Here is a 24723-nt window from a genome sequence, read left to right on the forward strand (position 1 = left end):
ATGAAACGGATCAGTGAGGAGGTTCGACGCGGATGAATGACAAGCATGCAACAATTGCTGATGGCCTGCCGGCAGGAAGTTTAAAGGCATTCGCGGTTGAAACCAGAGGGGACGATTTTTCAAATACACTCAAGGAACGAATCAGCCATTATCTGACGGATTTTGGTTTGACATACAATGATAAGCATCCGGATATCGTCATTTCAGTGGGAGGGGACGGTACACTGCTTCAGGCTTTTCATCGTTATGTGCACAGCTTGTCAAGCACGACATTTGTCGGTGTGCATACGGGTCATCTGGGCTTTTATGCGGACTGGACTTCAGATGAAGTGGAAAAATTAGTCATATCTATTGCCAGAGATCGTTGCAGCATTGTCCAGTACCCGCTCCTGCGCATCAATATCAGCTATCTGAATGGATCTCCAGATAACTCCTGGCTGGCATTGAATGAATGCACGGTACGGGCCTATGATGGACTTCTTGTCGCCGATGTGTTGATCAGGGGTGAGAAATTTGAAAGTTTCAGAGGAGACGGCTTGTGTTTTTCGACACCCACCGGTTCCACTGCTTATAATAAGGGCCTGTCAGGAGCCATTATTCATCCGTCACTTGCTTCGATACAACTGGCAGAAATTGCGTCCATTAATAACAGAGTCTACCGGACGATTGGCTCTCCGCTTATCCTTCCCAGACATCATCAGTGTCAGGTGGAGCCGGTAGGCGAACAGCGCTTTAATCTCACCATTGATCATTTATCCAGCGAGCATGATAATGTCAGGAGAATTGAATTCAGCGTGGCTGACGAGATGATCCGGTTCGCCAGATTTCGCCCCTTCCCGTTCTGGCGACGTGTCCGGGACTCATTTATTGGTTAAAGGATGTGAAACGGGCTGATTCAACAATGAACAAGGACAACTACTGTTATCGTATCGAACAGAAAATCAGCAGAGCGCACGAAGGAATGACTCTGCGTGATTATTTACGTAAAGAACTGCATGTCTCCAGACGCGCGCTGTCCGCCATTAAGTATAAAGGCGGGTTTTTGTTAATTGACGGCAGGGTGTGTACGGTCAGGCATGTACTCAAGCGCGGGGAAGTACTGAAAGTGATCTTTCCGCCTGAGGAACCCAGCGATTTTCTGAAAAGTGAACCTGTGCCACTTGATATCGCGTATGAAGATGATGATCTGGTGATTGTTAATAAACCGCCGAACATGGCCGTCATCCCCTCACATCAATATCCTTCCGGAACAGTGGCGAATGGCCTGCTTGCTTACTTCAGAAAAGAGAAGCTGGCTTCAACCGTACATATTGTCAATCGTCTGGACCGAAATACTTCAGGGCTTATGCTGGTTGCCAAAAACCGGTTCAGTCACGAGAAGTTTTTTCGCATGCAGAAGAAGAAGGAAATTCATCGGAGATACCTGGCGTTTGCTGCCGGTGTCCTTTCTGAGGATGAGGGAATCCTTGATATGCCGATTGGCCGAAAAGAGGGCAGCATCATCGAACGGCGTGTGGACTGGTCTCTGGGAAGAAGATCAGTAACACGTTTTAAAATCCTTCACAGGTACAAAGATCGGACGCTGCTTGTCATTCAACTGGAGACGGGCAGAACGCACCAGATTCGTGTTCATTTTTCCTCCATCGGCCATCCGCTTCTCGGTGACGATCTTTACGGTGGACCGATGAATTTGATTAAACGCCAGGCCTTGCACAGCTTTGAGTTATCCTTCGTCCATCCTTTTACGGGACAAAGCATTCATTTGCATGCTTCCCCTCCCGCAGATATGGCCAGACTGACAGATCTTACCCTTGATTTGAATAGATTGTAAAGAAAACCTGACGCCGGCTGAGCTCTGGTTGCACGTACATGATCTTTACTTTCCTGTGACAGAAGCGCGAGAGGAAAACATCGCTATCCGGGAATATGACAGCTTCGAAACGTAAAGGAATATCCAGCAGGTCAGCAGGATACATGCATAGGAACAATGAAAAAAAACGGGATGGCTGTCCTCCTTAAAGATCACGAAGTTTTCTTGAAATCAACGGGCGATTACGAGGTCACGATGTACATCTTCTTGAACAGTATGACTCAGCTTACTTGTACTGACTCAATTAGTGGGAAAAATGCTCAGTATTCATTAGAGCCCGGCAGCGATTGCCATGCCAATCGGCGCGCCGGCCGGCGGCATCCTGCGACTGTCAGCGGCACCCGGCTGACAGTCAGTATCATGTGTCATTGGGCATCCTTTTTATCTCTTTTTACTGGCTAATCACACCTGTTCTGCGGCTGCTGCCCGGGCAGGCAGATCTGGACACGAATGTGTACGGTCTCAGCCAGGTTCCGGCACAATAGGAGGGTCCGGTTGCCTGATCGCTAATCTCGAAATTGTCGATCAAAAAATGTAAATCGTGCTCGTCAGGATGAACCACCTTTTAAGGTGGTTCACTGTTATGAAGGCCAATTGTTCTGTTGAGCAGTAATAATTTTTTTCCCGTTGCATATCATGGATGTGATCCTCTGACATTCGGCCTGTCATTTAAGCATTCCTGAATGTATATGTAAGCGCTTACTGTGCAAGTCCTCTGCAATACAGCCCAGTCACCCTGCCACGCGTCCCGGTCAAAAAGACCTCCCTGTTGCCATGAAACCCGTACACTGCCTTCCAACGTAAAATTTAACGTATTCCGACGGGAACCGGTCACGCCGTTGTGTCGATCTGTTGAGGTTTCTGAATTCATGATATCTGGAGGGATTTCACATGTTGCATCAGCTCTTTGTGCCGGACTTTCTTAGACGCGCCGTGAAGCTGTTTCCAGATAAGACAGCTGTCGTGGATCAGGACATTCGCCTGACTTACCGCCAGTTTGAGGAAAGGGTGAATCAGCTGTCCCATCTGCTGATTGATCTGGGTGTGAAAAAAGGGGATCGTGTGGCTTATCTGGCGCCGAATACGCTCCAGATGCTGGAAGGAATGTTCGGTGTGAACCAGATCGGCGCCATCACCGTCCCGCTCAATACCCGGCTGATTCCTTCCGCCTACGCGTACATCATCAATCACAGTGGAGCAAAGGTGCTCATGGTTGATGCAGAACTGGCGCCATTGATCGAACCGGTAAAAAATAAACTGAAACAGGTGGAATATTTCATCCTGCTGCCATCCCCCGATCAGAAAGACCGGACAGGATGGATCAGTTACGAAGAAAAACTTGAAAAGTATCCGGCCGACCTGCCGCCAGTACCGGAAATGAGTGAAATGGATCTGGCTACCATTCTTTACACCAGTGGGACAACCGGATTACCGAAAGGGGTGATGCATTCACACCGAAGCATGTATTTTAACGCCCTTAATGGCTGTATTCACGTCCGTACAACTGACCGGGATGTCCTGCTTCACACCTTGCCTCTTTTTCATGTCAACGGGTGGGGGACACCTTTTGTCCTTACAGCCGGCGGTGGTACGCACGTGCTGATCCGCAAGATTGATCCCGGGCGGATCCTCGAACTGGTGGGGAAGGAAAAAGTGACGCTGGCCTGTATGGTTCCGGCAATGATCAATATGCTGCTGCATCATCCGAACGCAAAAACGTCGCCGCCCGGACATCACATGAAGGTCGTTGTTGCCGGATCGGCACCGCCGCCATCCTATGTCAAGCTGGTTGAAGACATTCTGGGCTGGGAATTCATCCAGGGGTATGGGGCGACAGAGACAGCCCCGCTGGTACTCATCACACAGGTCAAGTCATCGATGGAGCAGGGCACCGAGAACCTGCAGAAACTGAAAGCCAGTGCCGGCATCTGCATGATGAATATGGATATTCGGATCGTCGATGAAGCCGGGCGTGACGTCAGCGCCGACGGCAGGCAGATGGGCGAACTCATTGTCCGTGGCAATAACATCATGGAAGGCTACTGGCAGCAGCCGGAAGAGACGGCGAAAGCGATTAAGGACGGCTGGTACTACACCGGTGATATGGCTACCATTGATAAAGACGGTGTCGTCGCGATTGTCGACCGAAAAAAAGACATCATCATCAGCGGCGGCGAAAATATCTCATCGATTGAAGTTGAGGGCGTCCTGTCCAGACATCCGGCTGTTCTGGAGGCAGCAGTCATTGCTGTCCCACATGAAAAATGGGGCGAAGTGCCGCACGCGGTCTGTATGCTGAAGCCGGGACAGACGGCAACGGATCAGGAACTGCTGGCCTTTTGCCGGGAACATCTGCCTTCTTTTAAAACACCGAAGTCCGTTGCCTTTGTGAACCAGCTGCCGCGGACCGCTTCCGGTAAGGTGAGAAAGGTCGACCTGCGTCAACCTTTCTGGACGAATCGATAAGTCGCCGTGCGCTGATTCTCCGGGCGGAGGAGATGCTGCATGTTAATAATGTAAGCGATACCACAGCTTGAGGCAATCTTTCTAATCAGGCACACAATTTTTCGTGACCGATCAGACTGTACTCAGAAGCACTGGAGGGAGAGCAATTGACGCGAACGATACGCAAAGCTGCGGTTATCGGATCCGGTGTGATGGGATCCGGGATCGCCGCTCATCTGGCAAATGCCGGCATCCCATGCCTGCTGCTCGATATCGTGCCGGACCGGTTGACCGCGAAAGAGGCAGCGGGGGGTCTGACGTTAAACGATCCTCAGGTACGCAACCGCCTGGCAACGGCTGCCATTACCGGACTGAAAAGAGCGAAACCGGCACCATTATATGATTCTGAGCTGGCCCGACTGATTACACCAGGAAATCTTGAGGACCATCTGGACCAGCTGAAAGAGGTCGACTGGATTATCGAAGTTATCGTCGAAAATCTGTCGATAAAAAAAGAACTGCTGGCAAAGATCGAAACCGTCTGGCAGCCGGGGACAATCGTCAGCTCGAATACGTCAGGCATATCCATCAATGAGATGGCCGCCGGTCGAAGCCTCGCATTCAGACAGCACTTTTCAGGGACGCATTTCTTCAATCCGCCACGCTATTTAAAATTGCTGGAGATTATTCCCGGCAAAGAGACAGATCCGAAAATCGTTGCGGCGATATCCGCTTTCTGTGAAAAAACGCTGGGCAAGGGCATTGTCATGGCTAAAGATACACCAAACTTTATCGCCAACCGGATCGGAACATACGGGCTGCTCGTGACGCTGCAGGAAATGACAGAGAAAGGGTACAGTGTCGATGAGGTGGATGCAGTGACCGGCCCGGTACTGGGCCGGCCGAGGAGCGCCACGCTGCGCACGCTTGATGTCGTTGGCATCGACACATTCATGCATGTGGCCCGGAACGTCTATGGACATGTGACCGATGAAGCAGAAAAAGCAGTATTCACCATCCCTGCCTTTATTCAGGAAATGGTATCGAAAGGATGGATTGGCGCTAAAGTCGGGCAGGGTTTTTATAAAAAAGTCATGACGGAAAAAGGGAAAGCCATCCTGGCGCTTGATCTGGAGACGATGACCTATCAGCCGAGGAAGAAAGTCGTGTCGATGGATCTTGCGGAAGCAAAAGAAGCCGGAGAAATGGCCAACAGGATTAAGACACTGGTCTATGGAGAGGACCGGTATGCACAGCTCGCCTGGAACGTGACCCGCAAAGTGCTCCTGTACGCTGCGGAAAAAGCAGGCGAGATCAGCGACTCCATCGTCGACATCGATCGAGCGATGAAATGGGGCTTTAACTGGGCGCTCGGTCCGTTTGAAATCTGGGATGCCATCGGTCTGAAAACCTCTGTCCAGCGCATGGAGCAGGAAGGGGATGCACCTCCTGAATGGGTCCTTGCCTGGATCGAAGCGGGTCATGATTCTTTTTACAGACGAAAAAACGGTCATATCGAACATTTTTCTCAAACAAGCGGTGTCATTACGGGAGCTGATTCAGCAGAATTCAAAAAGGTTCCGCTGAAAACGATCGGAGTGCAGCGCTACATGCGGATGGAGACACGGCCTGATCAGATTTCCCTGCAGTCGCTGAAAGGGCAGAACAAAGTCATTTTGGCGAATAAAGGAGCGAGCGTGATTGATCTGGGGGATGATGTAGCCTGCCTGGAATTTCATTCGCCAAACAATGCAATTAACGACGACGTCCTGTCGATGATCGACAGGAGCCTGGAGGAAGTGCGGAACCATTTCAAAGGTCTGGTTATTGCCGGCGAGGGCAAGCATTTTTGTGTGGGGGCCAATATTTTACAGTTATTAACGCATGCATTCCGTAAAAACTGGTCCGCCATTGATCAGATGACCCGAACCTTTCAGAACACACTGATGCGATTGAAGTATTTTGAGAAACCGGTGGTGATTGCGCCTCATCAGATGACCCTTGGCGGCGGCCTCGAAGTCTGCCTGGCGGCCGATCAGGTTAACCCGGCGGCCGAGACGTATGCCGGGCTGGTGGAGGTGGGGGTCGGATTGATTCCCGCCGGCGGAGGAACGAAAGAGATGGCCCTCCGTGCGTCAAGACGGATCAAGGGCTATCCGCGTGCCGACCTGCAGCCATTCGTTCTGAAAGCGTTCGAAATGATTGGAACGGCCAAAGTATCTTCCAGCGCACATGAAGCTCAAAAATTCGGCTGGTTTCGTGAGACCGATCGCGTGATCATCAACAGCGATAATCGGATTTACGAAGCGAAACAAACGGTTCTGTCGCTTGTTGCAACAGGATACAGACCACCCCAGGAAGAGAAAGTCACCGTCATCGGCGAAGATGGGAAGGCCCTGCTGCTTCTGGCTGCCGATAACATGCGCCGGAGCGGTTACGCCAGCGAATACGACCGGGTGATTGCCGGTAAACTGGCACATGTTCTTTCGGGGGGAGATGTACCTGCAGGTTCCTGTGTTACGGAGCAGTACCTGCTCGACCTGGAGCGGGAAGCGTTCCTCAGTCTGTGCGGTGAGGCGAAGACCCAGGCGAGAATTCAGCACATGCTGACCAGAGGCAAACCGCTCCGGAACTGAGGGAGTCAGATTAAGCTATTATTTACAAATTGAAGAAAATGGAACACGCGAATGGGAGAGGTGATAAAGGTGAACGAAGCCGTTATTGTCTCGGCAGCACGGACACCGGTTGGTAAAGCGGTCAAAGGCAGCCTCGCGCAGACAAGACCGGAAGACCTGGGGAAGGCGGTATTACATGCTGTCATCGACCGCGCTGACGGGCTGCAGAACGAAGATATAGAGGATGTGATCATCGGCTGCGCAATGCCGGAAGGTCCACAGGGCATGAATGTCGCGCGAATCCTCTCACTCTATGCCGGTTATCCAGAGTCGACGCCTGCTCTGACCGTCAACCGGTTTTGCTCCTCCGGACTGCAGGCGATCGCATTTGCCGCCGAACGGATTATGCTGGGGCATGCAGATGTCATTGTTGCCGGTGGTGTCGAGAGCATGAGTCAGGTACCGATGACCGGATTCAAACTTTCACCCCATCCAAAGATTGTGGAAGCGTATCCGGAACTATATATCAGCATGGGGCACACAGCAGAGAATGTCGCCAAACGATTCGGAGTTACACGGGAAGATCAGGACCGATTTGCTCTTTCCAGTCACCGGAAAGCAGCTGCTGCCATCCGAACCGGAAAATTTAATGAAGAAATTGTCCCGGTGCCGGTCACTCAGAAAGGTGTTGCTCCAGATGGAACCCCCTGGGAGAAAGCCTTCGTCTTCGACACCGATGAGGGCGTCCGGGCCGACACGACTCTGGAGAAGCTGGCAGCACTGCGTCCTTCTTTTTCGAAGAACGGCTCAGTCACAGCCGGAAACGCCTCACCGATGAGTGACGGAGCAGCAGCGGTCGCCGTCATGAGCCGAAAGAAAGCGGATGCACTCGGACTTAGCCCGCTCGCCACATTCCGGTCCTTCGCCGTAGCCGGTGTCGACCCGGAGATCATGGGGATCGGTCCGGTCGAGGCCATTCCGAAAGCGTTGAACCTCGCCGGGCTGACTCTGGAAGACATTGACCTGTTTGAGATCAATGAGGCATTTGCATCGCAATGTGTGCAAGTCATTCGCAAACTGGGCATTGATGAAAAAAAAGTCAATGTCAATGGCGGAGCGATCGCTCTCGGCCATCCGCTCGGCTGTACAGGCGCCAAACTGACAGCGAGTCTGATTTACGAATTAAGGCGTCGCGGTGGAGGATATGGAGTCGTCTCGATGTGTATCGGCGGAGGAATGGGAGCTGCTGGCGTATTCGAAGTCCATGCTCCGTAGATCGGCAGCAGAACGGAATCTGTGTTGGTGAGACAGATGTTGCCAGAATCATGAAACATCTCAGATCATCCTGTTGAAACAGCCATAAATGCGAAGGGAGTGTGGGCAAATGGCCCTGAAGCGTAAACGAACAGGCGCACACTTTTTAATCGAAGAAACAGACCCGAACGGACTGATCTTCCCGGAAGATTTTTCAGAAGAACAGCGAATGTTTGCAGAAACAACCCAATCATTTATTGAAAAAGAAGTGGTGCCAAACGATGAGCAGATTGAGCGTCCTGACTATAAGCTGACAGTTGAGCTGATCCGGAAGGCGGGCGAACTGGGCATTCTTGCGGTCGACGTGCCGGAAGCATTTGGTGGACTCGGTGCCGACAAAGTGAGTTCCACTGTGATCACCGAATCGCTGGCAAGGGGCTCCTCCTTTTCCCTGTCCGCCTCGGCTCATTCCGGAATCGGCACACTGCCGATTGTGTTCTTCGGCAGTGACGAGCAGAAGAAAAAGTATCTCCCTGATTTGGCCGGCGGCGTGAAGATTGCGGCATATTGCCTGACTGAACCGTCGTCCGGATCGGACGCGCTGAGCGCGAAGACGACCGCAAAGCTTTCCGATGATGGAAAGTATTATGTCTTAAATGGCGAAAAGCAGTTTATCACCAACGCGGGATTTGCCGATATTTTTATCGTGTATGCCAGGATCGACGGCAAGGACTTCTCTGCTTTTATCGTAGAGCGTGAGATGCCCGGACTCAGCCTCGGACCGGAAGAAAAGAAAATGGGAATTAAAGGCTCATCCACCCGACCGGTCATCCTGGAAGATGTCAACGTGCCGGTTGAAAATCTGCTCGGTGAGGCGGGTAAAGGCCATGTCATCGCATTCAACATACTGAACATTGGCCGGTTCAAACTGGCTGCCGGTGTGCTGGGTGCTGCCAAAGATGCGATCCGCCTCGCCGCAAAATTCGCGAATGAGCGGACACAGTTTAAAAAGCCGCTTTCTTTCTTCCCGCTGATCCGTCAGAAACTTGCAGAGATGAACGCGCAAACCTACGCGCTGGAAAGCATGGTCTATCGCACATCAGGGCTGATCGACACGTCGCTGAAAGATCTGGACTACAGCAGTTCTGACATCGGACTGCAGTCAGCGAAAGGCATTGCCGAGTATGCCATCGAGTGTTCGATCAACAAAGTGTTTGGTTCGGAAACGCTCGATTTTGTTGCCGATGAGGGGGTTCAGATTCACGGCGGCTACGGGTTCACTAAAGATTATAAAATTGAACGCATTTACCGGGATTCGAGAATCAACCGGATCTTTGAAGGAACAAACGAAATCAATCGTCTGGTGATCATCAGCACGCTGCAGAAAAAGGTTATGAAAGGCGATCTGCCGCTGCTGGAAAAAGCGGTAACACTGAAAGCGGAAATTCAGGATCTGCTGGCCGGTAAACCGGAAGCCGATGCGCCTGGTCAGGAAGCCTGGCTGATTTCGGCGGCGAAGAAAGTTTTCCTGCTGGTACTCGGCCAGGCATTCCAGAAGTACGGGGTGAAACTCCAATATGAGCAGCAGCTGCTGAGCCATCTCAGTGACATGATCATTCAGATTTACGCAATGGAGAGCTCATTTTTACGATCCGTAAAGCGATTGGAGAAAATGGGTGCCGAGAAAGCGAAAAACAGCAGCGAAATGGCACAGCTCATCGTGCAGGAAGGCTTTAACCAGGTGGAAACGCTGGCTTTAGAAGCACTGGCAAAAATTGAGAGCGGCGAATCCCTGCTCAGACAACTTATCCTGCTGCGGAAAATCACGAGCCGCCTGCCGGTCAATTCCCTGCAGCTTAAACTGGACATCGGTGCCCGTGTCGTTGAAGCCGAAAAGTACTCTGTATAAAGGATCAACTCTCGGATCTAATAAATTCTCCTGAACCGTGCACTGATTTTGGTGTACGGTTTTATTGTATGAGCTCATTGCGATGTGGGAACCCCATGTGTTCAAAGGAATTTTTAATGAGTTCTGAAATTATCTTCAACTAAAACAGGGGGCAAGTCTGAAGTTGTATGGTTAAAAATCAGGGACGATCAGGGAAATTGACGCCACTATGAAAAATACTTGGGAGGTTACCCAGGATCCGTTCTTATGGTTAGGGGATCCGGTGAAACACACGATCAGATGAATAGACGGAAAAATTTCGCTTAGTTCGTAAATCAAATAAAAAATAGTTAAAATAGACGTAGAGATTCCGCTTATCAACTTGAAAAGCGGGAAAATGAAGTTTTTTGTCTGGAATAATTGGAAAATTTCCGCTTATATCCCCCTGAAAAGCGTGCCGTTCTGCTTCTAACAGAAAAATATCCGCTTATTTTACTTTTTGTTCGTGACTCAATCAAGGACAAAACATCGTAGTAAAAAAAGCGGGGTGTAACTCCCTTGCAAAACAGGCTGATTGGGTTGACCTCTTGAAAAAATCTGGGAGAGACTCATTTTGCTGCATCAACTGTTTAATAAGTGTGTTACAAGGTATCAAGGTATGAAAAAATGCATATCCGCTGAGGGCAGGCTCTCTGCGTGATGCTGGCGATGGCCTGGGACGCATCAAAGAAAAGCAACTGGAAAAGATGAGAAGTCTGGCTGCCGTCTGAAAAGTTGTTCACATGTAGCTAACTGTGTCGTATCAGCTGTTTTAAAAAACGTAATTGTGGATAACAGGACTCGTCTGTCCCTTTTCAGCCCATTTTGGCGGGAGCGAACAGCCTGAGCTCAGGAAGCTATGGGTTTCTGAGTATTGTCGGAGCAGTAAGCGGCGTGGCCTCAGCGATTCATCCTGCTCTTTGTTTTCTGGTAAACGCCTTGTCGTATGCCTGGGTCCGCTGGCGGATTTTTAAGATAAAATTAAGGGAAGCAGGGGGAAGACGTACGCCTGTTTTTCTTCACTCAAAGAGGGATTCCAGAAAGTTGCCTATAACAAAGTCGCCAGGTCATACATATGAATATGAAAATTTCCGAAAAAAAGATACGTTGAAGGATTATGAGCATTTCTATACACTTAACGAAAGAGGGTGACCACGACAATGAATACACACGAGATGTCTCACTTATTTGTGCAGTACGTCAATGGCTGGAAGACAAGCAACAAACGCCTGATCCTGAGCGTCTGCGATCCCTTATGTGAAATTACTGAATGCTACGGTCCGAAATATCACGGCATCGGGCAAATTGAGCGTTGGATCATTGACTGGATCAGTAAAAATCATCGGGTCAGCCAGTGGGATATACTAGGCAGTTTCTTTGATCTTCCGGCACGGACTGCTGTTTTTGAATGGACGTTCGCCTGTTATTCTGATCACAGGGACCATTATTTTAAAGGCTGCAGTATCGTCCAGTTCAATCAGATGTACATAACCAGAATCAAGGAATTTCGCATGGAACCTGAGCAATATTATCCTTTCAAATAATTTTCATAGAATCCGGCAGATGTAAAAGCATGCGTTCCGGTAATTAAAAGTGAGGGTATACGAGATGGACTATCAGTTTCAGGTCATGAATCAACAACAGGCGGAAGAGATCGCCTACAACTGGCATTATGAAGGAATCTATGCATTCTATGACATGGAATCGGATCCGGAAGACCTTGCCGAATTCATAGATTCAGAAAAACGAGGGGAAAGCTGTTATGCCGTGATCGAAAATCAAACGTTAATTGGATTCTTGTCTGTCAGTCGAGTGGATACAACAACAGTAGAGATCGGTCTGGGCATGAAGCCTGAGCTGACAGGGCACGGTCAAGGCTTATCTTTTGTTCAGGCTTGTATTGAATGGACACGAAAACAGCATGCACCGAAAACAATCATGTTATCCGTTGCGACTTTTAACCAACGGGCAGTAAAAGTTTATGAGAAAGCAGGATTTCAGCCGGTTGAAACATATATTCAGGAAACAAACGGCGGTCACTATCCCTTTTTAAAGATGAAAAAGATTTTTGAAAAATGATATCATCCGGTCTCATGCTTATCATGATACACGGCAATCATGATCTCATGGATAAGAAGTCCATGACCGCAAACTCGTCATTTGAGTGACGAGATAGGGCATTTTTTCCTTTATTATTAGCCGAGAACACTCGTGACTTCAGCCATGAGATGAATCGGCGTATCTTTTCAATACTGTAATCACTAAATTGTTAAATGATCTGTTTTGTTCTTTGGCTATTTGTTCCAACTCTTTCTTTAAGTCTTTCTCAATGGTCAATAGTGTTCTTGTTTTGTTACTCGCTATCGTACCCATATCATTGTCACCTCATGACTATAATAACATTTAATCATAATCTTTACAAGACAATAACATCATGATATATTATAGTTAAAGAAAAGAGGTGAAACAACAATGGTATTAAAGGGTTTAAAGTTAAGAATATATCCTAACAAAGAACAAAAACTTAAAATTAAATTAAACTTTGGCTATAACCGTTTTGTGTGGAATCAGATGTTAAACATGATGATTGAACGATACCGCAACAATCCTGACTCTTCTTTTCTTAACGCTTTTGCATTGAATAACATGCTTAAAGCCTTGAAGATTGAGTATCCATGGTTAAAAGATGCTGAGAGTACCAGTTTACAATGTACGAATCATGATCTGGTGGAAGCATATAAAAAGTTTTTCAAAGAACATACCGGTTTTCCAAAGTTTAAATCAAAGAAATATCCGAAACAAAGTTTTCAATCAAAATGTGTAGGTAAAAACATTAAACAAGTTAATAAACATCATGTTAAATTACCGAAATTAGGAATTGTGAGATTCAAAGCAGGAATTAAAATCCCTGAAAAAATTAAATCAGTAACTGTTCGTCTATCACCAACAGGAAAATATTATGCTGTGCTGCTTGTTGAATATGAAAACCAAACATTCAACAAAACAGGAAGGCAATTAGGTATTGACCTGGGTGTTGCCGATTTAGTCATTGGATCGGATGGTATTAAGTTCCCTACCATTCGTTTTGACAAAATCTTAGCCAAAAAGAAATATTACTGGGAGAAACGGTTAGCTAGACGTAGATTGCAAGCTCAGAAAGAAATCGCATGGGATAAGCATAATAAGGTACTTAATCCCAGATGCCTCGATGACTTTAAAAATTATAAAAAGGCCAAATTAATGGTTGCTGAATACAATGAGAAAATGACTAATCAACGCAATGACTATCTCCATAAAATTACAATGCAATTAGTTAAAGATAATGATGTCATTGTCATGGAAGATTTGAAAGCAAAAAATCTTCTACGCAATCACAAATTATCCAGAGCAATTGTTAATCAATCCTGGCGGGAAATGAGACGGATGCTTGAATACAAATGTGCATGGTGTGGTAAAAAATTAGTCATTGTCAATCCCTATAAGACATCACAAATATGCTCGGAATGTGGTTATGATGACGGAAAGCATACGTTAGACATAAGGGACTGGACATGCCCTGGCTGTGGGCACCATCACGATAGAGATATTAACGCAGCAAAGAATATTCTTCGGCTCGGGACGAGCCTTGGTAAAAGAGTTGTGACCTCTGCCTGAACGTTAGGTAAGTGTGCAATGTTCCCAGAAGCACACGACTTGAGTCGTGTGAGGTTCACAAATTCTATAATAATGGTAAAGATTTTAAGACGATTGACGCGAGTCTACGCTTATTCAAAGAACCTTTAAATTTAGTTTGCCATACCTGAGCTACTCGAGCACCATTATGGAGATGGATCTTGAATCAGGCAACAAGCTATTTAGTGCCCGGGCAAATAGCCCATAAAGGAGAAACTGACGCAAAAAAATGAAATTAAGTACAGAGCAGGATATTTATTTCTCCTTGCCTGTCTAAAGTAAGATGTATGCTGCTATGAAGGCCTCTCTTATCGGCAGTATGGAAAGCTCTGAACAGTACTTATCAAACAAGTGTTTCCCTTCGTACAACAGTTACGTTAAAATTGAATAAATTGAAAAAGCGAAAGAGAGGGGGATTATAATATGGGCTTAGCATTGGATATTGCACTTACTGTATGGCCTGTTGTAATTGTTGGTGGGATTGCAGTATTTGTAATTTTAAGAATGAAACATAAATATAAGAAAGGTACATTGGGTAAGAAAAAAACAAAAGACGCACAAATTTTTTTAGATAGTTTAATACCATTCGGAATGATGATTGGTTTTGCTGTTGCTCTACTCTTAAGTATATTTTCACTAATTTCCTTACTATCTGCAATGACCTGGGGACCTGGGATAGGTCTTTTATTTGGGTATTTTGCTTATGAAATTTATAGCAAAAAAGAAGAGAGTCATTTGTAATAACTGTCTTCCAGATAGATGATGCCATTATTTCTCTCTGCCTGTCTAAAGTAAGATGTATGCTGCTATGAAGACCTCTCTCATCGGCAGCATGGAAAGCTAACAGTTCTTCTCAAACAAGTGCTTCTCTTCGTACAACGGTAAATTCCGCCTGTAGTCAGTAAAAAAATGGATAAGCAGGATCAATTCCTGCTTTAATGCTGATATGAAAGTGCCTTGTTTGCCAGGTTTACATCATTCTGTAAAAGTTGAGTTAAGTCATAGGAAGGATAGTAGTTGCGTTCCAGCATGTAATTGAAAACGGTGGCATGAAGGTCGATGGCAGCAAGCATTTGTCGAGTCAATACCTGCCTGAGTGCTGGGGTTGCCGTTTCGGTAATTGCAATCGCATAACTTCTGACTGACGTTTTGGCGAAACCTAACAGATTTCCGGCATAAAATGCTGGATCAAGCGCTACACGTTCTGGTTGTGGTACATACGGATAAAACTGAAGTAATTCGCGGAGATTGTTGCTGATTCCGTCAATTGCTTTCATGTAAATCTGTTTAAGTTCAGGATCGTGCACCATTGGACGGGCGAACTTCTATCGCATCAGACTGATCGATTGAAAAGCGACAAGTTCGTGCATGTCAAGGGTCTCGTGCCAGGCTAGATGTTGCTGCTGTCCATCATGATCCTTGTTTATCATGTTCATTTATTTTCCTCCTCGGGGGAATGTACCTTGTTAAATTTTTCAGGGGAACATCATCGGGACTTTGTCTCGTATCAATTGGGCTTGTATTCTGGAGGTTATCATGATGAGTAAAATCATAAATATTCCAAGGGTCATGGTCCTTGTTGGAGATGTTTCAGGTGAAGTCCCGGGACAAGCCGAGAATAGTCATCATTCAATCCGTTCCCCCGGCCAATGAACTCTTCTTCACGCATCCCTTTGTTGTGATGCTGCTCCTCCCAACAAATCTTTCTGACTGTGAGAAATGCGGGACGATGGAAAACTATATCAGGGTAACCAAGTCCGGATTCAGTCCGATCAACTGTAAAAAGTTCAGAATTATGGTATTATTTATGTATTCCAAAATGAAAGGTGTGATGTCTTATGCAACAACTCTTCGCTATCAGATCACGTCAGGTCGTTCAATTTTTTATGAAGGGAAGGCATCACATTGTTAACGGGAGAAAAAATCGAATTGAGGCCGGTTTCCCGGTCGGATTTGAAAAACCAGTATCAATGGAGAAATCTTGAGTCGTTCGCCAATCTGGCTGCAGGTTCATGGTCTTTTTCATTCAACAACACGCCGCTCGAAACGATGGAAGCATCATATGAAAAAAACCTTACGACGGTCGATAAGAAGGAAGGCTGTGTCTTCTCAATTTATACGTTGGATGATGAAAAGCACATCGGCCAGTGCGATTATCGCGATGTCAATCTGGTCACACGGGCGGCTACCATCGGGATATCGATTGGCGACAGCAACTATTGGGACCATGGTTACGGAACGGATGCCATGCGGACATTAATCCGTCATCTGTTCCGCAGTATGAATCTGAGACGCGTTCAGCTGGATACCTGGAGCGGCAACCACCGGGCAATCAAGGCTTATCAGAAATGCGGGTTCATCATCGAGGGGCGTCTCAGAGACAATGAATATGTTGACGGTAGCTATTATGACACAATCGTCATGGGTCTGCTGCGGACACAGAATGAATGAGTATTGTCAATGACAGCGGATTGAAACAGATTTCTTCCGTAGTCAGCCCTTCGAACTGAAGGGCTGTTTTTTTGCGACGATAAAATTGGGTGGAATCATTCACGAAAAGTAAAAGCCAAACTAAGCATGATCGAAATCTGATTCACAGGTTCACAAACGCTGTCAAGTGAATTTTCACCAATGAATCATTGCCTATTCTGACCGATGAGTATTCTTCAGAAAAAAGTTTAAAACAATCTCAGTGAATCGTTCTGGAGACTCTAAATTTGCCAGGTGTCCCGCATCGGGTAGGACCAATCTTTGAGCGGAAGGTATTTCTTTGCATATAAATTTGGAAATATCACGGAAATCCTGAATATCATAAGCCCCATTTATCAGGAGGACCGGGATCTTAATATCTTTTATTTTGGTAATATTGTCCTCTGCTTCAATTTCAACACAAGGAGCATCTGGCTCTGGTTTCGTTAAGGATTGCATCTGCATATCTGTTACTAAGTCTTTAATCTTTGGGTCTACAGCGTTCGGCTCTCTCCCTCCCAGTACCCATGTCTTGTAGTTAAGGAGAGCAGTTTCTTCTTTTTTGCCATTTTTTAATAAATGCTCTTCTTCTTTTTCAAATTGTTGCAGAAACAAAGAATCTTTCCATCCACCTATAGCAGGGGATAACAGCGCTAAACTCAAGCAACTTTCAGGGTGATCCAGATAATAGTCAATCGCTATTTTTCCTCCAAAAGAAGCTCCGAGGATATGGACTTTGTTGATACGCAAATGATGAAGCAGTTCATGAATCATCTTATTATAAGACAAGTTTCCACCAACAAATTCGCTTAATCCATATCCTGGAAGATCCAATCGGACGACACAAAAGTGGTTTGCCAATACATGAAATTCATGATCCCACATACGAGAATCGGCAATACCTGCATGAATGAATAGTAAGTGCTCACCGATGCCTTTCGTTTCATAATACACGTTAGCACCTGTTGCTTTAAAAATTCCCTTTTCTTCATGTACATTCACTATATCCGTTCACCTCCACTCGTAAAAACCGCAAAGAAAGAGGCCGCTCCCCGCGCCTTTTTCTGCACTTACGTGAACATAAACTTTTGTGTCTGTATTCGCACACTCTGCACGATTCCAATACAGATCATACTCGACAACAAGGAACTGCCTCCATAGCTCAGAAAGGGCAGCGTCAGACCGGTAATTGGCATGATCTGGATCGTCATACCGATATTCTCAAAGACCTGGAACATGATCATGCCCACGATACCGGTGCACATATAACTTCCGAACGGATCATGGGTATCGACTGCTGTCCGGACAATTCGCGAGATCAGTAAGAAATACAGCAGAACGACGGTCACTCCACCGACGAAACCGAATGTTCCGCCGATGACAGAAAAAATAAAGTCATTATAGGCTTCAGGAAGTGAAATGGCCGCATTATAGCCGTGATGGAAAAATTCACCGGAACCGATAGAATTCAGTGACTGTATCAGCTGATATCCCTGTTCGTTTCTGAACTGATAAGGATTCTGCCAGGCAAGGAAACGGTCTTTCTGGTGACTTTTCAGTATCAGATCAATAATAAAAGGAAATTTAAACCAGCTGATCACGAAAAATACAAGGCCACTGACGATCATTCCCATGACTGCCGTGATTAATTTCCAGCTGATCCCGCTAACGATGATCATCGATACAATGATACTGAAAAAGACCAGAGACATACCAAGATCCGGCTGAATAAAAACGAGTATAAACGGTGGAAGCGAAATCAGAGCCAGTTTCCCAATCAGCAGAAGATCCTCTCTCATACCGCGAATCTGATACTGTTCATTATGCTTATCGATCGTTGCAGCCAGAGAGATAATCAAGAACAGTTTCATAAATTCTGACGGCTGAAGCTGACCGATACCAGGGAGTGCATACCAGCTCCAGGCACCATGTGAATCATCAACCAGTGGAATCGGCAGCCCGAGCTGAGCCAGAGTCAGCCCGAAAAGCAGAAACATGCCCAATCCGTAAAATATCCAGTGCATGCGTTTTAATCGATCATAGTCCATGATCATAATTAAAGAAGCAATCAGAAAACTGAATATATACCATCCAATCTGCCGATAGGCAAGGCTCATCGCCCGACTGCCTGTTTCATCCAGAGGTGCATAATATATGGAAATAAAACTGATACAGGCAAAAAGAAAGATGATAAAAACCATTGTATAGTCAATTTTTGATAACACATTTCTGTTCATAATGATATCCCTTTATACTGTGATTCCTGTTTAATGAAGAAAAACTGGCGCCTGCTGAGCCATAGTTACCCTCACACTAATTCGCATATTTTTTACGTTCTTATCATGTAAACAAGTCAACTGCACTTTACCAATCATAGCTTAAAGTCAATAAAAAAGAAATAAGGAGGGGGATGCGCTCATTAAAATAATATTCGTTAATCAATTCTGTTTTCCTGACTATCCATGATCGCTGACGTCAAAAATATTTGCCGATGCCTGTTTTCCATGTGAATCATTGATCAAGCGGATCGGGTCAGGACGCGTGCACCTATTAAATGATATAATACCCTCAGGATACATATCTGGGAGGTTTGAAAATGGAACTGACACTTGAAGGACGCACTTATGTGGTGATGGGTGTGGCAAATAAAAGAAGTATTGCCTGGGGAATCGCTCAGGCACTCGACCGGGCCGGAGCCAGACTGATTTTTACCTACAATAATGAACGGTTCCGTGAGTCGGTTGAAAAGCTGGCAGCTACTCTTCATGGTAAAAAAAGTCTGTTTTACCCGTGCGATGTGACAAGTGATGAAGAAATCAAAACGACTTTCTCAAAAATTAAAGAAGATGCCGGGGTGATTCATGGACTCGCTCATTGCATCGCTTTCGCCAGAAAAGAGGAACTGGGCGGCGAATATATGAATACGACACGTGAGGGTTTCCTCCTGGCTCAGAATATCAGCGCTTATTCTCTCACAGCAGTTCTGAAGGAAGCCAGAGGCCTGATGACGGAAGGGGGCAGCGTCGTCACGATGACTTATCTTGGTGGTGAGCGGGTTGTGACCAACTACAATGTCATGGGTGTAGCCAAAGCAAGCCTGGATGCCAGTGTCAAATACCTGGCAGGTGACCTGGGTAAGGATAATATTCGTGTCAATGCGATCTCCGCCGGCCCTGTCCGGACTTTGTCTGCAAAAGGCATCTCCGGCTTTAACAATGTACTGAAGGTGATCGAAGAGAAAGCACCGCTAAGGCGCTCGATCAGCCCGGAAGATGTGGGCAACACGGCCCTGTTCCTTTTCAGTGATCTTGCAAAAAACATCACCGGCGAAACGATTCATGTCGATGCCGGGTTTAATATTGTCGGACTCTGATACGGCATGCTGTCCGGAATAACGTCCCTGTCCTCATCCTGAGGCCGGGGACGTTTTTTCAGTTCACACTTAAGATATGATAAAAAAATTCGCAATAACGCAAGCTCCCTGATGGCCGGCTACTCGCGAGGCGGTCAGTCTTTCTTCATTCGAGATCGAAAATGGGCCGATGACTATACCGGAACACAGGCAGGTGCATATAGTGTCACGAAACCATTTGCGGGAGGGAATTAAATTGCCTGAGGAGAAAAGAGAACCGAAAACGATTCATGTCGATAAACTGATCATCAAAGCGGATGAAGTGGTTTTTCAGCAAAACAGCCGGCATCCCCATTCCGATTTTGACAGAGGAGTCAGACATCCTGTCAGACGGGATATCTGGGGATTTCCAATACCGGGGACATTTCACGAACAGGAAACAAGAGCAGAGGGCCCTGCTGAAGAACATGAGGATGCCAAAGCGAAAGAAGAAAAATAAACAATAGCATCCTGATCAATCCCGGTCCGGGTCAGAAAACGGGCCGGATTATTTTCCTGCATGCATTTATCCCGCATTAACGGGCAGTAAGACCCCCACCTCAGGGTCATAAGGGTAAATGAACTGGCATCGGGTGGGGATAACTGCCCGTAAAATCCCGATTGGTTCAACTAACAATCAGTGGGGTATAAAGCGCCCCCACTGATTGAAGTTTCACTTTATCCCGCATTAACGGGCAGTAAGCCCCCCACCTCAGGGTCATAAGGGTAAATGAACTGGCATCGGGTGGGGATAACTGCCCGTAAAATCCCGATTGGTTCAACTAACAATCAGTGGGGATAAAGCTCCCCCACTGATTGAAGTTTCACTTTATCCCGCATTAACGGGCAGTAAAACCCCCACCTCAAAGTAATGAGGGTAAATGACTGGCACCGGGTGGGGATAACTGCCCGCAGCCGCCCGATGGGTTCAACTAACAATCAGTGGGGATAAAGCTCCCCCACTGATTGAAGTTTCCCTTATTCTGAACGAGACTGGACAAAGAGGCCTTCTTCCTTTGTCCATTCGGCAATCATCACGTCTTCAGGCTTATCAATGTTCAGTCGTTTCAGTTCCTGATTCAGCCACGCTTCACTCTTTCCCGCCCGACTCAAATTTCGTTTGATCACGATCCCGTCACTGATCAGCGTTATCGGAAGGGTAACGGAACGGGCAGGCAGATCAAGATCGCGGCGTGTCGCCTGATCTAATTCCGGTTTTTTAATGATTGATACTTTTCCATTAGGTTCAAGAACGGCGAATTGAACTTCTTTTATAGAAAAGATATTTCGATCACGGAGCAGCATCTGCAAATGATTTATATCTACTTTATTTTTTTTCAGTTCCTGTCTGTTGATCTTGCCGTTACTGATGACGAGTGCAGGCTGACTCTCGAAGAAACCGCGGGAAAGATGGAATTTTAAGGTGATAAAATCGATCAGAAAGATGAGCACGCCCCAGAAGAAAATAGCAAACAGGATTTTGATGATATGCGTTTCAGGGTCATATATTGCACCGCTGACGAAGTCGCCGACAACGATCATGGAAATAAAATCAAAAGGCGTGGCTTCCGACATGGATGCCCTGCCCATCACCTTTGTCAATAAAATCAACCCGAATAATCCCACACTAAGTTCAATCATGATGGATCCGAACGACTCCAAAGCGAGTGACCCTCCTCACAAGTACATGCCGGCAACTGAATATAAGCCTGACTTATCATGTACATTCCGGTATGGATTATGCATCGGGTGACCGGGCAGTCTCCTTGCATCGTGGATCAGTGGTGCGCTATGATATAATGGTTACATCTTTAAACCATATTTTTCAATCAGGGCACGTTTTATATCCGGCTGCCAGAATCGCCACGTATGAATTCCGCCACTTTCTACAAAAATATAGTGATCAGGTTCGCGACTGGAAAGGATGCGGTGCAGTTCACGATTGGGTTCCAGAAAGTTTTCCGTTGTCCCTCTTGTCGTTTTCACCGCCGTTTCGCCTCTTCCTGTTGAATGATAGATGAATGAAGGCAATTGCGTGGCCGATCTGATCTGCTGCATCATCTTACGGCTGCCGCAGTAAGGGGACTGCATGATGACACTGTCAAACAGATCCGGCCGGTTAAGCGCTGTCATCAAGGAGATCGTTCCACCCAGAGAGTCGCCGATTAATGTGCGGTCTTCTGGTGCTTCACTGATTGACCGCGTCGACGCGACAATCGGGAGCACGTCTTCAGATAACGCAGAAAGGTATGCCTGATACAGCGAACCTTCAGGATAGTAGAGATCCCATCGTGATGCCGGGGTTTCGTAGGGAATGGCAACGATAATCACTGGCCGGATTACTCCACCTGTAATCCATTTATCTGCCGTACTGGCCAGGCGTCCGATTTGAATATAGTCCCGTCCATCCTGAGCGATCAGTAAAGGATAGTTCTGATATGTGGTGTAATCAGGAGGAGTGTAGCAAATAACAGGAAGTATTCGATTCAGGGATTTGCTTTCTATCTGCATATCTGACATTTGTCCGGATAGTTTCATTTTTTGATCACTCCAGAAAGTCATTTTATATTATATATTAGCATACACTGTCTACCGGAAGATCTGTGTCCGGAGATATTTTCAGCCGGGTAAATCGATTCATCGTGGTCTGTGAAAGGAGACAGAGATAGAATGAAGGAAGAAAAATATTTAAAGAGCCTGACATATGCTCCCGGCCTGCCGGATGACGCTACTTTTTATTCTGCGCATAAAAAAAGGGTCACATCTCATGCGGTTTCCGAAGCTGCCGTTCGAGCGTTAAAGGAAAGAGGCGTCACGGTTTCGGATATAGCGGAAATCGTGTATGATCTTCAGAAGCCGTTCATGCCGCATCTTACCAAAGAGGAATGTGAGGAGAATGTGCACGGCGCGCTGGCAAAACGTGAATTACAGCACGCTATCCTGGTGGGCATTGAGTTAGATAAACTGGCGGAAAAGAAGAGGCTGTCTGAGCCGCTGCAGTCGCTCGTAGATCAGGATGAAGGTCTGTTTGGTGTTGATGAAACCATTGCGCTCGGGGCGGTCTCCAGTTTTGGCAGCATTGCCGCCACGACCTTTGGTTATCTGGATAAAGTGAAGCCGAAGATCATCGGCAAGCTCGATCTGGAAGAGGGCGGCCGGGTGAACACATTCCTCGACGACCTTGTTGCAAGTATTGCCGCCGATGCATCCAGCCGGCTGGCACATCGTGTCAGAGACGAAGAGGAAAAGCGATTTAAAAAAAGGAAAAAATAATCGAAAGCACGGAATCGAATCTTTTCGTTTCTGTGCTTTTTTGTTATAATATCCGTAATTCTCAGTAATACGATTGGATAAATGCAGAATGGGGCGATGACTGTGACTGCTTTTCTTATCATACATGGTTTTGGCGGAAGTACAGAGGGTCACTGGCAGGAGTGGCTGGCAAAAAAGCTGCGGAAAGCAGGCTTTCCTGTCTATTTCCCACAATTGCCTGACTGGTTTCATCCGGATAAAGACACTTGGCTGTCTGCGTTAAAAGAGACCATGGACAGAATTAAAGAAGAGAAGCTGGTCGTCGTGACGCATAGTCTCGGCTGCGTGCTCTGGCTTCATTATGCGGCTCTGAAAGCGGGCAGAAAAGCTGCCAGGGTGATTCTTGTATCACCGCCATCGCCACATCTGAGGACGGGCGCTCTTCGTGTATTTTTCCCTGATTCACCGGAGAAGGAACGTCAGGCTGAAGAAAGTGTGCAACGTTTTTACCCGTTTCCGGCAGAGACAGGCATCCTTCAGTCGGCTGCAGATCGAACCGTGATTGTCGCTTCATCAACAGATCCTTTTCTGCCGGATCATTCGATTCTCGACTATACGGTGTACCAGGTGCCGATTATTCTGCTGCCCGACATGGGACATATCAATTTGAGAACGGGATACGGGCCATGGCCATGGATTCTTGATGTCTGTCTTCATGGCAGGGTCCCCGGTCCGACAGATCACGATGACGCCGGGTACGGAGAATAAGGTGATCGGATAAGTAAAACGCCGGCCGCAAATGATGGCCCGGCGTTTTTTAGTTCGCTCTGCACGATTTACGGTATTCATTTTCCAGTTCTTTAACCGACAATTCATAGAGCTGTTGGTTTCTCCTTTTATATATCCCTCTGCCTAATAATTTTTCAATGAGAAATTCTTTTTTTCGATCGATGGCATTTGCTGTTCTGTCTGACATGCTGTTGTCCCTTCCTTTCACTGTCCCTGAGTCCTGTTATGAGAAGTAAGGCTGCATGCTTATTGGGTCAGGTCAGATAACCTTCCGGGTTCACGCCGGATACGGTAACAGTTATCTATTCGCGGGGCTGCACGGATTGCTGTCACTGAGAGGCCCGCATCCCAGGATACCCGTTTAAATATGTCTGATTCACACCGAGTAAATTCTACGAAATAACAGATAAACTGTCCACTTGTTTGTTATATGATCTAACAAGGTTCTTGTCAATCCGAATGATTTGATGTAATATAATCTTACAAATCAGAATTTCGGGAAAAAAGAATCTGTGGAGGAGATAAAGTGGCTAATCACTCTAAGAAGGACGCCTATCTGTTTAAGAAGGTCATTACTATCGGGACAGTTTGTGAACTGACAGGTTTGAGCGAGCGCCAGATTCGTTACTATGAGAAGCGGAAATTAATTTTCCCTGAACGATCAGACCGCGGAAACAGAAAATATTCCTTCTCCGATGTTGAAACACTGATGGATATAGCCAATAAAATGGAGGATGGAATGCAGACATCGGAATTACGTAAGGAAATGCAGAAGAAAGATAACAAAAAGGTAGACAGTAAACTGAGGGAGAGGATGATTCGCGGTCAGCTGAACGCCTATTTTAACAAACGGGACTGAGTGATCCGGCAGTGGCCGGATTTTTTTTGTCAGAAAGAGGATGATGATGCAGAAATTTTCCAATCATGTAAAAATCAGTGGGTTATTCACAAATTATTCATAAAACGTACATAGAAGAGTCATAATTATTTGCGAAAACCGGCTTAGATTCATACCGGGGAAGTTGTAAAGTAATAAGTG

General features: G+C 46.5%; 22 protein-coding genes and 1 pseudogene. 17 read left to right on the forward strand and 6 right to left on the reverse strand.

The window, feature by feature from the left end:
• Window positions 1-32 precede the first annotated feature (32 nt).
• From ABNN70_RS09040 to ABNN70_RS09085, 10 genes are all read left to right on the forward strand, one after another.
• The gene (locus ABNN70_RS09040) at window positions 33-875 is read left to right on the forward strand and encodes an NAD kinase (RefSeq protein ID WP_129929894.1); all 843 of its coding nucleotides are present in this window, start codon (window positions 33-35) and stop codon (window positions 873-875) included.
• Window positions 876-901: 26 nt separating this feature from the next.
• Window positions 902-1831: an RluA family pseudouridine synthase gene (locus ABNN70_RS09045; protein ID WP_353947604.1), complete on the forward strand. Its 930-nt coding sequence runs from the start codon at window positions 902-904 to the stop codon at window positions 1829-1831.
• 930 nt (window positions 1832-2761) lie between these two features.
• A complete protein-coding gene (locus ABNN70_RS09050) occupies window positions 2762-4336 on the forward strand; it encodes a long-chain-fatty-acid--CoA ligase (RefSeq protein ID WP_353947605.1) in 1575 nt (524 codons plus the stop codon).
• Between the two features lie 146 nt (window positions 4337-4482).
• On the forward strand, window positions 4483-6951 hold the full coding sequence (locus ABNN70_RS09055; RefSeq protein WP_353947606.1) for a 3-hydroxyacyl-CoA dehydrogenase NAD-binding domain-containing protein: 2469 nt from the start codon (window positions 4483-4485) through the stop codon (window positions 6949-6951).
• Between the two features lie 69 nt (window positions 6952-7020).
• Window positions 7021-8205 carry an acetyl-CoA C-acyltransferase gene (locus tag ABNN70_RS09060; RefSeq protein ID WP_353947607.1) on the forward strand — a complete coding sequence of 395 codons (1185 nt, stop codon included), beginning with the start codon at window positions 7021-7023 and terminating at the stop codon, window positions 8203-8205.
• Window positions 8206-8314: 109 nt separating this feature from the next.
• Window positions 8315-10093 (forward strand): acyl-CoA dehydrogenase family protein, encoded by a 1779-nt coding sequence (locus tag ABNN70_RS09065; RefSeq protein ID WP_353947608.1) that lies wholly within the window; start codon window positions 8315-8317, stop codon window positions 10091-10093.
• 1178 nt (window positions 10094-11271) lie between these two features.
• Window positions 11272-11655 carry a hypothetical protein gene (locus ABNN70_RS09070; RefSeq protein ID WP_353947609.1) on the forward strand — a complete coding sequence of 128 codons (384 nt, stop codon included), beginning with the start codon at window positions 11272-11274 and terminating at the stop codon, window positions 11653-11655.
• Between the two features lie 64 nt (window positions 11656-11719).
• The gene (locus ABNN70_RS09075; RefSeq protein WP_353947610.1) at window positions 11720-12190 is read left to right on the forward strand and encodes a GNAT family N-acetyltransferase; all 471 of its coding nucleotides are present in this window, start codon (window positions 11720-11722) and stop codon (window positions 12188-12190) included.
• Window positions 12191-12583: 393 nt separating this feature from the next.
• Window positions 12584-13765: an RNA-guided endonuclease TnpB family protein gene (locus ABNN70_RS09080; RefSeq protein ID WP_353947611.1), complete on the forward strand. Its 1182-nt coding sequence runs from the start codon at window positions 12584-12586 to the stop codon at window positions 13763-13765.
• 441 nt (window positions 13766-14206) lie between these two features.
• The gene (locus ABNN70_RS09085; RefSeq protein WP_353947612.1) at window positions 14207-14524 is read left to right on the forward strand and encodes a hypothetical protein; all 318 of its coding nucleotides are present in this window, start codon (window positions 14207-14209) and stop codon (window positions 14522-14524) included.
• 194 nt (window positions 14525-14718) lie between these two features.
• On the opposite strand, the pseudogene ABNN70_RS09090 reads toward ABNN70_RS09085, so the two are convergent.
• Window positions 14719-15213, reverse strand: a pseudogene (locus ABNN70_RS09090) (spore coat protein).
• Window positions 15214-15359: 146 nt separating this feature from the next.
• Between ABNN70_RS09090 and ABNN70_RS09095 the strand changes: the two are divergent.
• Both ABNN70_RS09095 and ABNN70_RS09100 read left to right on the forward strand, forming a co-directional pair.
• Complete coding sequence (locus tag ABNN70_RS09095) at window positions 15360-15695, forward strand: hypothetical protein (RefSeq protein WP_353947613.1); 336 nt, start codon at window positions 15360-15362, stop codon at window positions 15693-15695.
• The gene (locus ABNN70_RS09100; protein WP_129929902.1) at window positions 15689-16234 is read left to right on the forward strand and encodes a GNAT family protein; all 546 of its coding nucleotides are present in this window, start codon (window positions 15689-15691) and stop codon (window positions 16232-16234) included. Before ABNN70_RS09095 ends, ABNN70_RS09100 begins: the two co-directional genes overlap by 7 nt.
• Before the next feature lie 192 nt (window positions 16235-16426).
• Here the strand turns inward: ABNN70_RS09100 and ABNN70_RS09105 are convergent, their stop codons facing one another.
• Both ABNN70_RS09105 and ABNN70_RS09110 read right to left on the reverse strand, forming a co-directional pair.
• Complete coding sequence (locus ABNN70_RS09105) at window positions 16427-17254, reverse strand: alpha/beta hydrolase (RefSeq protein ID WP_129929903.1); 828 nt, start codon at window positions 17252-17254, stop codon at window positions 16427-16429.
• A 68-nt stretch (window positions 17255-17322) separates the two neighbouring features.
• Window positions 17323-18489, reverse strand: a complete 1167-nt coding sequence (locus ABNN70_RS09110; protein ID WP_353947614.1) for an FtsW/RodA/SpoVE family cell cycle protein — start codon at window positions 18487-18489, stop codon at window positions 17323-17325.
• Window positions 18490-18848: 359 nt separating this feature from the next.
• Between ABNN70_RS09110 and fabI the strand changes: the two genes are divergently transcribed.
• Complete coding sequence (fabI, locus tag ABNN70_RS09115) at window positions 18849-19625, forward strand: enoyl-ACP reductase FabI (RefSeq protein ID WP_353947615.1); 777 nt, start codon at window positions 18849-18851, stop codon at window positions 19623-19625.
• A gap of 235 nt (window positions 19626-19860) precedes the next feature.
• A complete protein-coding gene (locus tag ABNN70_RS09120) occupies window positions 19861-20103 on the forward strand; it encodes a hypothetical protein (RefSeq protein WP_129929906.1) in 243 nt (80 codons plus the stop codon).
• Window positions 20104-20621: 518 nt separating this feature from the next.
• Here ABNN70_RS09120 and ABNN70_RS09125 read toward each other — a convergent pair.
• Both ABNN70_RS09125 and ABNN70_RS09130 read right to left on the reverse strand, forming a co-directional pair.
• Window positions 20622-21305 (reverse strand): DUF421 domain-containing protein, encoded by a 684-nt coding sequence (locus ABNN70_RS09125; RefSeq protein WP_240697330.1) that lies wholly within the window; start codon window positions 21303-21305, stop codon window positions 20622-20624.
• Between the two features lie 141 nt (window positions 21306-21446).
• Window positions 21447-22181, reverse strand: a complete 735-nt coding sequence (locus ABNN70_RS09130) for an alpha/beta hydrolase-fold protein (RefSeq protein WP_353947616.1) — start codon at window positions 22179-22181, stop codon at window positions 21447-21449.
• 132 nt (window positions 22182-22313) lie between these two features.
• On the opposite strand from ABNN70_RS09130, the gene ABNN70_RS09135 reads away from it, so the two are divergent.
• The gene (locus ABNN70_RS09135) at window positions 22314-22916 is read left to right on the forward strand and encodes a phosphatidylglycerophosphatase A (RefSeq protein ID WP_353947617.1); all 603 of its coding nucleotides are present in this window, start codon (window positions 22314-22316) and stop codon (window positions 22914-22916) included.
• A 102-nt stretch (window positions 22917-23018) separates the two neighbouring features.
• Window positions 23019-23663, forward strand: coding sequence for an alpha/beta fold hydrolase (locus ABNN70_RS09140; protein WP_353947618.1), 645 nt, complete (start codon window positions 23019-23021; stop codon window positions 23661-23663).
• Between the two features lie 49 nt (window positions 23664-23712).
• Here ABNN70_RS09140 and ABNN70_RS09145 read toward each other — a convergent pair whose 3' ends face one another.
• Window positions 23713-23871, reverse strand: coding sequence for a Fur-regulated basic protein FbpA (locus ABNN70_RS09145; protein ID WP_353947619.1), 159 nt, complete (start codon window positions 23869-23871; stop codon window positions 23713-23715).
• A 339-nt stretch (window positions 23872-24210) separates the two neighbouring features.
• On the opposite strand from ABNN70_RS09145, the gene ABNN70_RS09150 reads away from it, so the two are divergent.
• On the forward strand, window positions 24211-24543 hold the full coding sequence (locus ABNN70_RS09150) for a MerR family transcriptional regulator (protein WP_353947620.1): 333 nt from the start codon (window positions 24211-24213) through the stop codon (window positions 24541-24543).
• Window positions 24544-24723: the final 180 nt, after the last annotated feature.

The sequence above is a fragment of the Sporolactobacillus sp. Y61 genome, from assembly GCF_040529185.1.
GTDB lineage: Bacteria > Bacillota > Bacilli > Bacillales > Sporolactobacillaceae > Sporolactobacillus.

Bases quoted from the DNA above. Each gene is read 5' to 3' on its own strand.
- ABNN70_RS09040 (WP_129929894.1), top strand. From the start codon at position 33: ATGAATGACAAGCATGCAACAATTGCTGATGGCCTGCCGGCAGGAAGT.
- ABNN70_RS09045 (WP_353947604.1), top strand. From the start codon at position 902: ATGAACAAGGACAACTACTGTTATCGTATCGAACAGAAAATCAGCAGA.
- ABNN70_RS09050 (WP_353947605.1), top strand. From the start codon at position 2,762: ATGTTGCATCAGCTCTTTGTGCCGGACTTTCTTAGACGCGCCGTGAAG.
- ABNN70_RS09065 (WP_353947608.1), top strand. From the start codon at position 8,315: ATGGCCCTGAAGCGTAAACGAACAGGCGCACACTTTTTAATCGAAGAA.
- ABNN70_RS09070 (WP_353947609.1), top strand. From the start codon at position 11,272: ATGAATACACACGAGATGTCTCACTTATTTGTGCAGTACGTCAATGGC.
- ABNN70_RS09075 (WP_353947610.1), top strand. From the start codon at position 11,720: ATGGACTATCAGTTTCAGGTCATGAATCAACAACAGGCGGAAGAGATC.
- ABNN70_RS09080 (WP_353947611.1), top strand. From the start codon at position 12,584: ATGGTATTAAAGGGTTTAAAGTTAAGAATATATCCTAACAAAGAACAA.
- ABNN70_RS09085 (WP_353947612.1), top strand. From the start codon at position 14,207: ATGGGCTTAGCATTGGATATTGCACTTACTGTATGGCCTGTTGTAATT.
- ABNN70_RS09110 (WP_353947614.1), bottom strand. From the start codon at position 18,489: ATGAACAGAAATGTGTTATCAAAAATTGACTATACAATGGTTTTTATC.
- fabI (WP_353947615.1), top strand. From the start codon at position 18,849: ATGGAACTGACACTTGAAGGACGCACTTATGTGGTGATGGGTGTGGCA.
- ABNN70_RS09130 (WP_353947616.1), bottom strand. From the start codon at position 22,181: ATGAAACTATCCGGACAAATGTCAGATATGCAGATAGAAAGCAAATCC.
- ABNN70_RS09135 (WP_353947617.1), top strand. From the start codon at position 22,314: ATGAAGGAAGAAAAATATTTAAAGAGCCTGACATATGCTCCCGGCCTG.
- ABNN70_RS09145 (WP_353947619.1), bottom strand. From the start codon at position 23,871: ATGTCAGACAGAACAGCAAATGCCATCGATCGAAAAAAAGAATTTCTC.